The following is a 14,127-nucleotide window of genomic DNA, read 5'->3' as shown; positions in this document are numbered from 1 at the left end:
AACAATTGCCGGCTGGCCAGAGGACATGGTGCTGGGGAAGTGGGCTTACATTCGCGCTACAACCGGCCTGATCATCATTCTGCCCCGTATCATTCTGCCTTCACATCGTTTTGCCCCCATTGTTTTGCCCCGCACGATGCTGCCGTCCCATCCACACGCACCTAAATTTCACCCTTCAGATATCGCAATCGGTGGATCACCTGGCCTTTGGGGTCGATCGGCGTTAACACCGGCAGAAACTGGAACCTGTCCGGGTCGACCTCGTAACCATGGAAGTCGCGGAGGAAGACGATGGTGTTGAGCATCCGCAGCAGTTCCGGTTCGTTCGTCGCGCGCTCCAGCGACCGATACATGGACGGTTTCGTCTCGACATCACTGTGGACCGCCAAGTATTCAACGGCCCGCATCACGACCAGCGGTTCGACGTCCAACAGGAACTTCTCGATCGTTGATGTCAGTGGCTTGGCGGCTTCGCCGAGCGTGCTGCAGGCGACCAACGCCCAGTAACGGACCCAAGGATCCGCGTCATCGAGCGCCGCTTGGATTCCCGGCAGCGCCTCTTCGATCGGCAGCAGCGCCAGGTTCACCGTGTCGATGTACCGGGTGATTTGACCGCTGTGCGATTCGCCGAACACCGTCGGATTGTTGATCGCTTCATCGACCATCACGGCTTCGATCACAAAGCTCAGATCCGGCAGCGACTTGAGCCGATCGTCCAGTTGATCGCGCATCTGTTTCAGTTGCGTCGCGTATTCGGGGTCCGACGCCAAATTGTTGACCTCGTCCGGATCCGCATTCAAGTCATACAGCGCCTCGGGCGCTTTCGCTTCATAGAATTGTTTGGCCGCACCGCTTAGCTTTCCTTGTTGATAGAGTTCGCGCCACTGCTGATACGCCAGGCAAAGGTAGCGGTAGTTGTTTTGCAATCCGTCCGGATAGAACGGTTCGAAGTTGCGGATGTATTTAAAATCACCGATCCGCAGCGTCCGCACCAAGTCGTACTTTTCATCGAACCGATCGGCGTACCCGAATGCTTCATCGCGTCGATCGACCTTTTCCGGATCGGCATCGATCCCCAGAAACGGTTTCCCGTCGACGCCTTCGGGTTGTTCCAATCCGGCCAGACTAAGCACTGTCGGTCCGAAATCGACGAACTCGACAAACCCCTTGGTCCGCGAACCGAGCTCGCGTGCCGCCAGCGATTGGAATTGATCCGGAACTCGCACGACCAGCGGCACGTGCAATCCGGCCTCGTACGCGTAGCCTTTGGACCGTGGCAAGACCCCGCCGTGATCGCCGAAGTAGAACACGAACGTGTTTTCCAACTGGCCGTCTTCACGAAGTTGTTCGATCACGCCGCCGACCAGTTCGTCGATTTTCATCATTCGGTCGTGGTACCGCGCCCGGGTGTAACGAAACAGCGGGGTGTCTGGGAAATAGGCCTGCAGTTTGACACCGGCCGGATCGGTCTGCGTCGGCTCCTGCATTTGGTCTTGGCTGAAGTGCAACCGGCTTTCATGTGAATCGCCGAACGTCTGCACATGGAAAAACGGCATCGATTCCTCTGGACGGTTCCTCCAGCTCGCCTTTCGACTCGATTCGCTCCAGACGTCGGAGCCCTTGACCGCGTTGTAGTCCTCCTTGCTGTTGTTGGTCGTGTAGTAGCCGGCCGCCCGCAGGTAGGCCGGAAACATCTGCAGTCCCTCGGGCATCGGGACGGAGACGAATCGTCGATGGAACTGCGTGCCGATCCGCGGGGCGTAACAACCGGTAATCAATGTCGTGCGGGCGACCGAACAGACCGGCGCGTTGGAAAACGCGCGATCGAAGGTCACGCCGTGGGCCGCCATCGATTCGATGTTCGGCGCCGGAGCCCCGTCGGGGTCAAAGTGTCGCAGATAGTCCGCCGAATTATCCTCCGACATGATCCACACGATGTTCGGTCGGCTCGGCGGATCGGCGGCTGCAGCGGTCGCCGCCATCTGGGACAGCAAGACAAGGCCGGCTAAAAAACCGGCTGCGAAGCGAGCGGTCGTCAAAGCACAAACGGGGGGGATGAGGCGAGTCATCGGGGAGAATTCCGGTGCGGATGGATCAATGAAGGAGGCGTCAGAGCAGCTGATTCTAACCCGAACCGGCCCCGCGGCGCAGGTTTCTGGAAACAAGGCTTGCCGAAACAGGGGGTCAGCGGGCATAATCCGCGACCCGAAAAATGGCATGCAACCCCACAATCACACCTGTCTGAATTGATTTTCGATGGCTAAGAGCAAGAAAAAGGCCGAAACGGTCTTCCTGGTTTGCGAAGAAACCGGCGATTACAACTACACCCTGAAGCGTAAACCGGGCGGCGAAAAGCTGCGTCTGAAGAAGTACAGCCCGCGACTGCGCCGCCACACCTGGCACGGCGAAAAGAAAAAATAAGCAACGCCCCGCCATGGGCGAGGTCGTGCGGAATCATGTCTTGTTCCCGGGTTCCGCCTGGGAACGGAAATCGCCCGGGCTCCGCCTCCGGCTGCAGGTCGGTTTGTGGGGGGAGCCACCGAGGGTGTCTTCCATTCAGATGACGTTACCGCTCAACTTGCTTCGCACGACGGACGAGCGGACGGCCTCCGCATCGCTGACGATGCCCCGGATTTGAAACGCGTCACGCGCCCTCAACAGCAAGTGAGTCCAAGGATGAAACGGAAATGGCGGATCGTTCCCCATGATGCCGCCCGCGTCGACCAATTGATCCGTGGATCCGGTTTGCCCCCCGTCGTCGCTCAGCTTCTGGTCAGCCGAGGCGTTTATGATCGCAACGCCGCCGACGCCTTCTTGTCGACTAAGCTGACGGGATTGCGAGACCCTCAGGAATTGCCCGGCGTGCCCGAGGCGACCGAGTTGGTCGCGGCGGCCATCGCTGAAAAGACGCCGATCGTGGTTTATGGCGACTATGACTGTGACGGGATGACCGGGACAGCGATCCTGTACAACGGATTGAAGTTGCTCGGCGGAGACGTCGCCTACCACGTCCCCAACCGCTTGGAAGAAGGCTACGGATTGAACGCCGATGCGATTCGGCGGCTGGCCGATCGCGGCAAAAAAATGATCATTTCGGTCGACTGCGGAATCACCAGCGTCACCTGTGCCGAACTGTGCAAGGAGCTGGGCGTCCAGCTGATCATCACCGACCACCACACACTTGATGACAGTCTGCCGGATGCCGATGCGATCGTGCACCCGAGATTACCCGGGTCCGGTTATCCCTTCGGCGAACTCTGTGGCGCCGGCGTGGCATTCAAATTGGCTTGGTCGCTGTGTCAAACGATTTGCGGATCCAAGAAGGTCAGCGAGCCGCTGCGTCGCTACCTGATGCAATCGCTGTCCCTGGCAGCGATCGGAACCGTCGCGGACGTCGTCCCACTGGTCGATGAAAATCGCATTCTGGTCGCGCACGGATTGCGGATGCTCGGCAGCGAGCCGTTGCCGGGTCTGGCCGAACTGATGCGGATCACGAAACTCGACGAAGCGTCAACGCTGAATACCGAGAGCATCGCCTTCAATTTGGCGCCCCGGTTGAACGCCTCGGGACGCCTCGGCCAAGCCCAGTTGGGCGTCGAATTGTTGACGACCACCAATCCGGAACGCGCCACGGCGCTGGCCGAATACATCGACCAGCTCAACAAGAACCGTGACAGCTTGCAACGCAGCGTCACGCTGGCCGCTCAAAAACAAGTCAAAGAAAACTTCGACGCCGAGAACGATCCCGCATTGGTGCTCGCCGGTGTCGGTTGGCATCAAGGCGTGATCGGCGTGGTGGCCGGTCGGCTGAGCGACAAGTATGCCAAACCGGTCATCATCCTCTCCATGGACGCCTCGGGCAAAGCCGACGCGGTCGGTTCGGGGCGGGTCGGGGGCACGGCGATCGACTTGCACGCCGCGCTGTCGGAATGCTCGGATCGACTGGTCCGTTTCGGTGGACACCAAGCCGCCGCGGGGTTGACGATCGACGAGCGTCAGATCGACGGGTTCCGCGAGGATTTCTGCGAAGCGGTTTCCCAGCAGTGGTCGGACGGTGAGATCGAACCTGAAATTGTCATCGACGCCGAAGCCTCCTTCGCTCAATTGAACCTGAACACGATCAAACAGATCGAAACATTGGAGCCCTTCGGCGCGGGCAATCCGCGGCCGACGTTGCTTTGCCAAAACGTCACGCTGGCCGAACCGGCGCGACGAATGGGCAGCGGCGACCGGCATTTGACCGTCCGTTTGGATCAAGGCGGAAAAACCATCCGCGGCGTCGCCTTCGGTGCCGGCGACTGGTGCGACGAACTCAACGCCTGTGACGGACCGATTCAAGTCGCCTATCGCCCGGTGATCAACGAGTTTCGGGGCTATCGACGCGTCGAAATCCACGTCGTCGATTGGAAACCCCTCCACGTCGGCGCAGCGACCGGTTGATCCCCTGCATCAGCCTCTTCGCGTACGACGGCCCACCCTATCACCTATCCACCAGCCTGCGCCGCAATTCTCTCGCCGCGGCGGCCGGATCTTCGGCGTCGTTGATCGCCGCCGTGACGGCGATGCGGTGGAAACCGCACGCGGTCACCTGATCCAGATTCGTCCGATTGATTCCGCCGATCGCGAAGGCCGGGCGGGGTGTTTGTCGGGTTTCGGCGTGAACTTGGTCTAAGAATGCCGTCCCGGCGTGCGAACCAAATGACTTTGTCGAACTGGGAAACGTCGGCCCGCAACCGATGTAATCCGCCCCGTCACGGATCGTTTGATGCACTTGATCGATCGTGTGCGTCGACACGCCGACCAATCGCTCGCTGCCGAGCACGCGTCGCGCCATCGCCGCGGGCAATTCGTCTTGTCCGACGTGCACTCCATCGGCGCCGGCGGCCAACGCGATGTCCGCGCGATCGTTGACGATGAACAACGCGTTGCAATCCTTGGCAATCGACGCACCGCATTTGGCCCGTTCGAACAACTGACGATCGTGGGCCTGTTTGTCTCGCAATTGAAACACGTCGACACCGGCATGCGACAACGTTTGCAGCCTTTCGATGAACTCGGATTCGGACCGGCCGCAATCGATCAACAGGTACAACACGGCCTCGGCGAGTCGTCGTTTTCTGCTTCCGGTGATCGCGTCGAGTTCAATCTGACGATGATGCGTGTACGCCCGATAGCGCAACGATTCGATCTGGCGGGCGAATTCAACGTCGACCGTCTTTCCGTATTCTTCCAGAACCCGAAGTGATTGCTGCACCCGCTCGGCCGCGGCGGTGATCACGTCGGCGATTTCGGCCCGCGAGTACTCCGCCGTCGTTTCCAACGCGGTGCCGACATCACCCTCGGTATCACGGGCCGCAAGCAATTCGGCACGGTTCAATCGCGACAGTGCCGTGGCGAGTTCGTGCCGCAGTTCCTTTGCAACCGCCGCGGCTTGTGAATCGTCCAATCCGAAACGGACAAACTCCTCGATCGTTCGAATCCCCTCGGCCGCCCGGTTGGCCGATGCGTCCAGAATTCGGTAGCTGGTCTGTCGAGAGTGGTCCAAGGACATGTTCCAAACGAAAACGCAATCGAAACGAGAAACCGGGCGGCGGTACACGACAGTTATCCCGCATTCCCGTCACGTTGTCGACCGTCATCGATCGGCTGATTAAATCAGCAGGCCGTCAGACTGCCGGCCAATACTGGGCAATCTTGCCTCGCAAGAAATCGGCGCTGCGGCGCAATTGGTCGATCCCCTCCACACCGTCTTCGATGCTGATCCAACTGTCGAACCCCTTGCCTGCCAACTCTCCGAAGATCGCGTCGTAGTCATTCAATCCCTTGCCGATCTCCCCGTGGCTGAGACGTTTGGCGTAGCCGACCGCCCCACCTTCTTCGCGGCGCAAGTCTTCCAAAGTCCCCTCGATCAAATAGCGATCACTGGCGTGCATCGTGACGACGCGATGGGAAACGCGTTTGAGCAATTCGATCGGATCGTCGCCGGCAAGGAACGCGTTGCTGGGATCGTAATTGACGCCGAAATTGGGATGATCGATCGCCGCGACCAGATCACAGAACACCTCCATCGCCTGGGCAAACTCGGGATATTCCCAGAAGTCGTCCTTGTAGTGATTCTCCAGTATCAAGGTCACCCCGTGCTGTTGTGCGAAGGGCAGACAGGCGCTGATGCTGTCTGCGGCAAGCCGAACGCCCTGGTCGCGAGTCAGTTCGGGCCGGCGCTGACCGCTGAGCACGCGACAGTAACTTCCGCCAAGTGTGTGGGTCATCTCGATCCAGCGCTTCTGTTTCGCGATCTCGGCGTCACGAAAGTCGGCGTCGGGGTGCGTGAAGTCGGGCGAGCAACAGAGCATCGGGATGGTCAGCCCCAAGTCCTCGACCTGGGTTCGCAGCAGGGGCCAATTGGCGGGATCGGCCAGTTCCAGAAACCCCGCGTAAAACTCCAAGCCATCGACGTCCAAGGTGGTTGCCAGTTGGAACCACTCGGCCAGCTTCATCGAGCCGTCTTTGCAGAGCGCCTGCATGTAGGCTTTCGGGAATGCGGCAAGTTTTGGCATCAACGACCTCAACTGGGTTTCAAAACAGATTTGACGACTTCGCCCTGGTGCATTTTTTCGAACGCCTCGTGCCACTGATCGATCGGCCAGACCCCACCGATGATCGGCTGGACGTTCAATTGACCGCTCGTAAGCAAAGCGAGAACGCGTTCCCAGATCGGCCAGTTGTGACTGAAACTGCCTTGCAGCGTGACGTTCTTTTGCACCAGGGGATCCAGATTGAAACCGAGCGGTTGCGGCCCCCAGCCGACCTTGCTGATCCAACCGGCCGGTCGGACGACATCGATCGCAATCTTCAACGTCGCACTGGCCCCGGCCGCATCGATGACACCATCGCATCCCAGACCGTCGCGTCGGCGGGCCCAGTCGCTCGCATCCCCGACGATGCTTTCACACCCATAATGCTCCTGGGCGATCTCCAGCCGTCGCCGATCCGATTCCAAACCGACCAAGGCGACTTCGGCACCGCACAGACGCGCCATCGCGGCACACAGGATGCCGATCGTTCCCGGCCCCAGCACGATCACGCGGTCGCCCGGTTCGATCCGCGCGTTGCGAACCACCGCGTTGTAGGCCACACAGCAAGGTTCGGTCAGACAGGCGTGTTCAAACGGCAACGCATCGGGAACGGCGTGCAGGATGCGCGCTGGAACGCGAACGTACTTCGTCATCGCCCCGTCGACGCCATATCCGAACCCTTTGCGGGACGGGTCCAGATTGTAGAGCCCGCGGCGTGTCATCGGGTTTTTCTGGTCGATGATCGCGGCCGTCTCACTGACGACCCGATCGCCTTCTTTCCAACCCTGGACCGCAGAACCGATTTCAGCGATGTGGCCGCCGAACTCGTGGCCCAAGACGACCGGATAATTGACCGGCCAGGAATGATTGGCGGTCCATTGGTGCAGATCGCTGCCGCAGACGCCGACGTTGGCCACTTCCAACAACACATCCTCCGGTCCGATCGACGGCCGATCGATCTCCCTCAATTCGACCGATTCCGGTTCGGGGGCAAAATTGACGACGGCGGCTGATTTCATGTTCGGGTCTTTTCTGAATCGGGAAAGCGATGACGCCGGAGTGTCGGGACCACAGGGATCCACCTTCTGGCGAAGGGAGCGACGGTTGGCGGGTCAGGCATCTGGGCTAGTTCACAGATTGTGCGTGGACCGCATCGCAGATCAACTTGAGCGATCCTTCCAAATCCCCGTCGGCGGTTTTGAAGGCGTCGGCGTCGATCGTCAGCGGGGCACCCAGCACGACCAGCGGTGCGCCGTACTTGGGACACTCGATCGCTTGTTCCAAGGAAAGTCCGCCGACCGCCTGCACAGGGATTTTAACCGCATTGACGACCTCGCGCAGCTGATCCAGCGGACTCGGCATCCGCAACCCACGCGCGGCGATCCCACGCCGTTCGTCGTAACCGATGTGGTGGATCACGAAATCACAGCCCAGGTCCTCCAGCCACTTCGCGCCGGCCACCATGTCCTCCGAGACCATGTTGTCCCCCATCACCTTGCAACCGAAATCCGCGCCCGCTTTGACGACGCAGCGGATGGTTTCTTCATGGGCGCGAGCCATCACGACGACGTGTGTGGCCCCCGCCTTGGCCATCATTTCGGCTTCCAGGTAGCCGCCGTCCATCGTCTTCAGGTCCGCCACGATCGGCGTCTCGGGAAAAGCCGACCGCAGGGCCCGCACGCCGTGCAGCCCTTCGGCCAAGATCAACGGTGTCCCGGCCTCCAACCAATCGACGCCGGCACGCATGGCGATCTCGGCCGTTTCGAGGGCTTCGTCGATGTTGGTCAAGTCGAGTGAGATTTGGACGAGGGGTCGCATGGAAAAAATGGGTGGGAGGTGGGAGTGAAACGGAGGGAGGGCCCGTAGGCTCGCGCCAAACGGCTGATCGTCGTTTTGAAATCAGCCGGTTCGCGCGAGCGTCCGGGCCTCGGCCTTACCTGAGCGGTATTCCGCCTACGGCAGTTCCATCACTTCGACTTTGCGAATGTGAACCTTGCTGCCCGGGTCGTGTTGTTGGAACGCGAAGTGTCCGGATTTGAAAGTCAAATCGAAATCCAAGTACTCGTACAACTCGTTTCCATCGACGGTGACCTTGATCCGCGTCATGTTGCGTCCCCGCCAGACATCGTCGCGAACCTCCAGGTCATAGGTGAACCAAGTCCCCGGCTTGACGTGTTGTTGGTAAACGTGACACATCCCATAGATCGATCCGGTGCGAATGGGGTCGGTGTGCGTGCTGTCGATTTGGGCTTCGTAGCCGTCGGTGAATCCCGGCTTGCGCGTGGTGCGGAAATAGAGCCCCGAATTTCCACCGTCGTTGATTTTGATTTCCGCGCGGTAGCGAAAATTCTTGTAGGGACCGGTCGTGTTGACCAGCATCGACGGCGGTCCGGAACCGGCGATCGCACCGTCTTCGACTTTCCAAACACTTTCCTCGTTGCCGACCTTTTCCCAGCCGTCGAGCGTTTCACCGTCGAACAAGGACACCCACTTGCCGTCCTCGGCCGAAGCGACCGATCCGGTCAAACAAAGCGACACGGCAACAACGCCACACATCAAACGACCCAAAATCATCATGGTGAGATCCCAAACACGTGAATGAATCAAGGAGGAACAGACGCCATCAACAGGCTGAATTCGTCAAACCGGTGGAATTCGGTGACCAGGCGGGAGCAACACTTTAGCCGCGCCCGGTCGCCATGGCTATCATGGAACGCAGTTTATCGTCAGCTTCTGACAGGATCGAAGCCGATCCCCTATTGAAACACCGAAACCAGAAATAGGATGCGAACTCTTTTTTTCATCGCGTTGAGCGTCACTCTTGTCAGCATCGCGTCTGCACAGGCGTCTGCACAGGCATCTGCGCAGGCATCTGCGCAGGCATCTGCGCCGCAGGAATCCGCACAACAGGTCGTCGATCGAACGACGTTGACCGGCAAAGTCATGTGTGGCTACCAGGGCTGGTTCAACTGTGACGGCGACGGCGCGAATCTGGGCTGGACCCACTGGGCGAAACGACGCGACCGCCCGTTCGGCCCCGGAAACGTGACCGTCGACCTGTGGCCCGATCTGACCGAGTACGCAGAACATGAACGTTTCGCCACCGGGTTCAAACATGCCGACGGTCGGACGGCCGAAGTGTTCAGCAGCACCAACCGCGACACGGTGCTGCGACACTTTCGATGGATGCAGCAATACGGAATCGACGGCGCGTTCGTGCAACGATTCGGCAACGGTCTGTCCAATCCCGTCTCGCTGCGGCACAAAAACAACGTGTTATCGCACGCGCGCGAGGGAGCCAACCGCGCCGGCCGCGCGTTTGCGGTGATGTATGACTTGTCGGGTCTCCGCGCGGGACAGGTTTCACGCATCCGCGATGACTGGGCCGGCTTGCAAACCGAATTGAAGATCGCCAAAGATCCGGCGTATCTGCATCATGAAGACCGCCCGGTCGTGGCAATCTGGGGGATCGGTTTCAGCGATGATCGCAAGTATTCGTTGGCCGAGTGCCTGGAACTTGTGCAATGGCTGAAATCCGAAGGCTGTACGGTGATGCTCGGCGTCCCATCCTACTGGCGCGACGGCACACGCGATGCCGTCGACGATCCGCTGCTGCACCGGATCCTGGAATCGTCGGACATCCTCAGCCCCTGGAGCGTCGGCCGTTACCGGACACCGGAACAGGCGACGCGCCACGCCGCAGACGTTTGGAGCGGCGACCGACAGTGGTGCGATGTGAGGCAAATCGATTTTCTGCCGGTCGTGTTCCCAGGATTCAGTTGGCACAACCTGACCGGCGAAAGGCTCGATTCTATCCCACGACTGAAGGGACAGTTTTTGTGGTCACAAATCGTTGGGGCCAAACGCGCGGGAAGCCAAATGATCTACGTCGCGATGTTTGACGAAGTCGACGAAGGCACGGCAATCTTCAAGTGCACCGATGACCCACCGGTCGGAGAGGACGTCCGCTTTTTGACCTATGAAGGCCTACCGAGCGACTACTATCTGAAGCTGGTCGGGCAAGGCGGAAAGCTGCTGCGCGAAGAAATTCCGCTGAGCGAAAAACTCCGCTAGTGCCGCGGAAAAGGGGTCCGGCACGAATGGACTCGTCGCCTCGTCCACTACCCGCAATGGACTCGCCTACTTGCCGCCTTTCTTGGAGACGTTGCGGACGGCAAAGGGGTTTTGTTGCGTGCGGCCGACTCGTTCTTCACCGTCCATCGTTTCTTTGCTGACGACGACCGATGCGATCGGCAATCCATACTTGTCCTCAAGGATGTATTGGATCGCAAACTCGTCCTGCTCCAGAATCTGAATGATCTGTTCGGGAACATTGCAGTCATCCAGGTCAAGCTTTTCGATGTTCTCGCGCATCGCCTGCTCGATTTTGACATTGCCCACCCGTCGTAGCTTTGCGGTCAGTTCGTCACTGACGGTGTACCAACCGTTGAGTGTTCCGCCGTAATCCATGGTGATCTTGGTGAGCGTGAAGTTTTCATCCAAGCGGTGCGGGAGATCTTTCTCGCTGTCCTTGATCATCCGTTTGATTTCGGCCTTGGTGATCTTGTCGTCCTTTTTGCTGTTCAGTGATTCCAAGTGGTCACAGCCCGACGAGGAGAGCAGGACGACGGCGAGAAACGTGACCGTGAATCTATGGTTGAATTGCATCGTTTGAACCTACCGGGTGAGATCATCTCTGTTGACGTAATGAATTGCATTTCCATCGTCTGAGACTACGGCGCATTTCATTTACGAACCCGAATCACCTGTCCCGGAGCCGGGAAACGGAACGTCCTCGGGGCATTGTCTCGCGCTGACCGTCAGAACTGTGACAAACGCACCTGGTCGGCAGCGAGACAAGCTTTCAAGACATCACTTTTTTGCTTCTTCGGCTTTCTGACATACGGTCCAGGTAGAGAACGTGTCCGTGACGACACGTTTCCGAAAACTCGATCGATCGCTGTGAAAGCGGAGTTTGATCGGACCTTTTCGGACGGCGGTTGGTTTCGCTTTTCGGAACCGGCGCTGCTTCTTTTCCGGGTTCCTTTTCACGTTGGAATGGCCCACTTAAGTCAACAGCGGATGTCTTCGATTTCGAAGGCTCCTCACATATGAGATTGAAAAATGAAAAAGTTCGCTAATAGCATCGTTGAGTTCTTGAAGGAAGAAGATGGCCCGACCGCAGTCGAGTACGCTGTGATGTTGGCCTTGATCGTCGTCGTTTGCTTGGCCGCTGTCGGCACGATCGGTACCGAATCGAACAAGAAGTTCGAAGAAGTGGGAGCCGCGATCGCCGCTAACTAAGCGGACGATATTCGCCCGAAGCGGTATCGCTTTTGTGGCACAGCCCGAACACGTCCCGGCGTCGATTCCTCGGCGCCGGGACGTTTTTTATTGCGCTCGATTTTTATTGCGCTCGATCGCGGACGCGCCTTCGGCTGATGTCGCGACCGCTGACGATTCGCTCCCTGCCTCATTCCAAGGCTCCGCCTTGGAACGCACTGCTGGTGTGGCTCCCGCCACACACGCCGACATGCAGCCAGAAGCGGAGCCGCTGGAAATCTCCGTTCCCAGGCGGAACCCGGGATCAGGGCACGTAAACCGCGCGACCTCGTGCCGGAGGGTCGAGCGCGGCGAGAACAGGGTTTCCGGCTTTCTGATCGGACCCGAACGATCCCGCCGCGGAGGGCCCTGCTCGGTGCAGTTGCTACATCCGGACCAACGTCACCCGCAACCGCCCCAGAATGCTTTGTCTAACTGGAGTTTTTTGACTCACCCGATTCCTGACATAGGTTTCCGTTGAGAGCAGATCACGACGATCTGCTGCCGAGGATTCGACCACGCGACGGTCACCAGAATCCCCGGACGGCCTGGCTCCCCAGAGAAAGGCAAACCGCACCGTAAGGGCGGGGCGCAAAGCTGCGGGTCCGTGGGCAAAGCGACTTGCTTTGTTTCAAGGATAGCCGAGCTGCCAAGGGAACGGTCGAGACCGTGACTGAGTCGCGGTCCCGATTGCCGAGGCAAGTCTTTTGGAGACGTGGCTGCTTCTTTTCCGGGATCCTATTCACGTTGAATCGGACCAGTAAGTCATCGTCGGAAGTCAACACAACAGGGCTTCCAACCGAGGAGTTTGGATAATGAAAAAGTTCGCTAATAGCATCGTTGAGTTCTTGAAGGAAGAAGATGGCCCCACCGCAGTTGAGTACGCTGTGATGTTGGCCTTGATCGTCGTCGTCTGCTTGGCTGCTGTCGGCACGATCGGTACCGAGTCGAACAAGAAGTTCGAAGAAGTCGGTGCTGCAATCGCTGCTAACTGATTTGGTTCTCGGCGGGCTTCTTGCTTTGAAGCGTCGCCGATGACCACCCGAGAGACTCTCGACGCATGGCCGGTGCCGGGCTTCATCGCATTCGCGCCGGTCACGTCGAGTCTCTTTTTTTGTGCCCCTGTCCCGATTGTGCACCTGTCCCGGGCGACCAGGGAACCCATCATGAACTATCCACTCCTTCCCGCTGATGCAGCCGAACACGTGTGGCAGCTTTCCTGCTGTTTCATCACGCTGTTGTTTGCAATGTTCAGCTGGATGCTGGGACCGCGCTGATCAATCATCGCGCGATCCACTCGCCGCTTGCCGCTCGTCGGCTCGCTCAAACCTCCTGCCACCGTTGAGGGCGTGCCGGCTTCCGCCGCGATTCCGCCACTCCTGGACTTCGACCACCAAAACACCTTTCTAAAGTATCGTCACGGGGAACTACACCATGGAAGCCATCATCCAGGGTCTGACCGAAAACTGGGCCGTCTGGTTTGTCACGGTCGTCTTGATCGTCGCCGCAGTCATCGATGGGGCCATCCTGAAGGTTCCCAATTGGCTGACCTTTCCCTTCATCGCCTGCGGTTGGATTCACTGCACCATCCAAGGCGGCATCGCCGGGCTGGGATGGAGTCTGCTGGGCACGTTCGTCGGAATGATGCTGTTGCTGGTGCTGCGAAATGTCGGCGGCATGGGCGGCGGCGACGTGAAACTGCTCGCCGGCGTCGGCGCCTGGTTGGGCACCGTGGTGACGCTTTACGCCTTCGCCGCCACCGCCATCGTCGGCGGGATCATGGCCCTGTTCATGATCTGGAAGAGCGGCAATTGGACAAAACACTACGCCATGGCGCTTCAAATTCTTGGGGAATGGAAGACGGTGAAGAAGCCGTCAGAGCTTTCCAAGATCGCTCGCGAGCGAAAACCGACCATGTATCTGTTGCCATACGGAATACCGATGGCGATCGGCTCAATTATCTATTTTGCCTACGCCGGAATGCTTATCTGAACGGAAGCTCAGACGTCTGTTTTTGGACACCTGAAATACCACCTGGTTTAGGTGAAAGACAACCCTCGGGACGAGCTATTTTTGGGAATTTATTCTAGTTAGCTCGTCCTCGGTGCTTAGGAAAAGCAAGCCTATTACACCAGCCATACGCCCGCCAATCGCACGGTTGCAGGCAGGTGCTGGTTGCAACCGAGTGAAGAGTGTGGGTCGACAGCCTCCTCCCAGCTCAGTCCTCCAC

General features: G+C 58.9%; 13 protein-coding genes and 1 riboswitch. Of the genes, 6 read left to right on the top strand and 7 right to left on the bottom strand.

Annotated elements, in window-relative coordinates; all coding sequences use genetic code 11:
* Nucleotides 1-161: 161 nt before the first annotated feature.
* Nucleotides 162-2,069, bottom strand: coding sequence for a sulfatase-like hydrolase/transferase (locus Mal15_RS00235; protein WP_147865904.1), 1,908 nt, complete (start codon nucleotides 2,067-2,069; stop codon nucleotides 162-164).
* A 187-nt stretch (nucleotides 2,070-2,256) separates the two neighbouring features.
* On the opposite strand from Mal15_RS00235, the gene rpmG reads away from it, so the two are divergent.
* Together rpmG and recJ are read left to right on the top strand one after the other, a co-directional pair.
* Nucleotides 2,257-2,421, top strand: coding sequence for a 50S ribosomal protein L33 (gene rpmG / locus Mal15_RS00230; RefSeq protein WP_095736658.1), 165 nt, complete (start codon nucleotides 2,257-2,259; stop codon nucleotides 2,419-2,421).
* A gap of 255 nt (nucleotides 2,422-2,676) precedes the next feature.
* Nucleotides 2,677-4,440, top strand: a complete 1,764-nt coding sequence (gene recJ / locus Mal15_RS00225; RefSeq protein ID WP_147865903.1) for a single-stranded-DNA-specific exonuclease RecJ — start codon at nucleotides 2,677-2,679, stop codon at nucleotides 4,438-4,440.
* A gap of 40 nt (nucleotides 4,441-4,480) precedes the next feature.
* Here recJ and Mal15_RS00220 read toward each other — a convergent pair whose 3' ends face one another.
* The 5 genes from Mal15_RS00220 to Mal15_RS00200 all read right to left on the bottom strand — a co-directional run bounded on the left by Mal15_RS00220 (nucleotide 4,481) and on the right by Mal15_RS00200 (nucleotide 9,149).
* Nucleotides 4,481-5,545 carry a thiamine phosphate synthase gene (locus Mal15_RS00220; RefSeq protein WP_233903201.1) on the bottom strand — a complete coding sequence of 355 codons (1,065 nt, stop codon included), beginning with the start codon at nucleotides 5,543-5,545 and terminating at the stop codon, nucleotides 4,481-4,483.
* A 121-nt stretch (nucleotides 5,546-5,666) separates the two neighbouring features.
* Entirely contained in the window at nucleotides 5,667-6,557 is an 891-nt protein-coding gene (locus Mal15_RS00215) for a sugar phosphate isomerase/epimerase family protein (protein WP_147865901.1), read from the bottom strand.
* An 8-nt stretch (nucleotides 6,558-6,565) separates the two neighbouring features.
* Nucleotides 6,566-7,594, bottom strand: coding sequence for a zinc-binding dehydrogenase (locus Mal15_RS00210; protein ID WP_147865900.1), 1,029 nt, complete (start codon nucleotides 7,592-7,594; stop codon nucleotides 6,566-6,568).
* Between the two features lie 106 nt (nucleotides 7,595-7,700).
* The gene (locus Mal15_RS00205) at nucleotides 7,701-8,393 is read right to left on the bottom strand and encodes an orotidine 5'-phosphate decarboxylase / HUMPS family protein (protein ID WP_147865899.1); all 693 of its coding nucleotides are present in this window, start codon (nucleotides 8,391-8,393) and stop codon (nucleotides 7,701-7,703) included.
* 135 nt (nucleotides 8,394-8,528) lie between these two features.
* On the bottom strand, nucleotides 8,529-9,149 hold the full coding sequence (locus tag Mal15_RS00200) for a 3-keto-disaccharide hydrolase (RefSeq protein ID WP_390623522.1): 621 nt from the start codon (nucleotides 9,147-9,149) through the stop codon (nucleotides 8,529-8,531).
* A gap of 210 nt (nucleotides 9,150-9,359) precedes the next feature.
* Here Mal15_RS00200 and Mal15_RS00195 point away from each other — a divergent pair, with 210 nt between their 5' ends.
* Complete coding sequence (locus Mal15_RS00195; protein WP_147865897.1) at nucleotides 9,360-10,649, top strand: glycoside hydrolase family 71/99-like protein; 1,290 nt, start codon at nucleotides 9,360-9,362, stop codon at nucleotides 10,647-10,649.
* A gap of 66 nt (nucleotides 10,650-10,715) precedes the next feature.
* Here Mal15_RS00195 and Mal15_RS00190 read toward each other — a convergent pair whose 3' ends face one another.
* Entirely contained in the window at nucleotides 10,716-11,243 is a 528-nt protein-coding gene (locus Mal15_RS00190; protein ID WP_147865896.1) for a hypothetical protein, read from the bottom strand.
* 456 nt (nucleotides 11,244-11,699) lie between these two features.
* Here Mal15_RS00190 and Mal15_RS00185 point away from each other — a divergent pair, with 456 nt between their 5' ends.
* The 3 genes from Mal15_RS00185 (at nucleotide 11,700) to Mal15_RS00175 (ending at nucleotide 13,889) form a co-directional block, all read left to right on the top strand.
* Nucleotides 11,700-11,879: a Flp family type IVb pilin gene (locus Mal15_RS00185; RefSeq protein ID WP_095736646.1), complete on the top strand. Its 180-nt coding sequence runs from the start codon at nucleotides 11,700-11,702 to the stop codon at nucleotides 11,877-11,879.
* 573 nt (nucleotides 11,880-12,452) lie between these two features.
* A riboswitch (cyclic di-GMP riboswitch) is annotated at nucleotides 12,453-12,551 on the top strand.
* A 161-nt stretch (nucleotides 12,552-12,712) separates the two neighbouring features.
* The gene (locus Mal15_RS00180) at nucleotides 12,713-12,892 is read left to right on the top strand and encodes a Flp family type IVb pilin (protein WP_095736646.1); all 180 of its coding nucleotides are present in this window, start codon (nucleotides 12,713-12,715) and stop codon (nucleotides 12,890-12,892) included.
* Nucleotides 12,893-13,331: 439 nt separating this feature from the next.
* Nucleotides 13,332-13,889, top strand: coding sequence for an A24 family peptidase (locus Mal15_RS00175; protein ID WP_147865895.1), 558 nt, complete (start codon nucleotides 13,332-13,334; stop codon nucleotides 13,887-13,889).
* Nucleotides 13,890-14,127: the final 238 nt, after the last annotated feature.

Origin of the sequence: Stieleria maiorica, assembly GCF_008035925.1 — a bacterium.
Classification (GTDB): Bacteria; Planctomycetota; Planctomycetia; order Pirellulales; family Pirellulaceae; genus Stieleria; species Stieleria maiorica.
Note: the sequence above shows the minus strand (reverse complement) of the source record. Positions and strands in the feature narration are given on the sequence as shown.